This window comes from Geobacillus proteiniphilus, from assembly GCF_001908025.1.
GTDB lineage: Bacteria > Bacillota > Bacilli > Bacillales > Anoxybacillaceae > Geobacillus > Geobacillus proteiniphilus.
Genome location: NZ_MQMG01000180.1, coordinates 1 through 231, shown reverse-complemented (window position 1 = coordinate 231; position 231 = coordinate 1). Strand labels below are relative to the sequence as shown.

Here is a 231-nt window from a genome sequence, read left to right as displayed (position 1 = left end):
CTTGACCTATGAGCGGCTTCTTCCGACGGTTATCTAGTTTTGAAGGAATGAATTTCCTTCTTGACATTGTTTATTTTTCAAGTATAATAAATGATGTCAAAATCCAAACGCTTGCCTAGTGGCTATGGCGGAGGGGAAACACCCGTTCCCATCCCGAACACGGAAGTTAAGCCCTCCAGCGCCGATGGTAGTTGGGGCCAGCGCCCCTGCAAGAGTAGGTCGCTGCTAGGC

General features: G+C 49.4%; 1 rRNA gene. It reads left to right on the top strand.

From position 1 onward, the window contains the following. Window positions 1-114: 114 nt before the first annotated feature. Window positions 115-231 (top strand): 5S ribosomal RNA (rrf, locus tag BRO54_RS19075).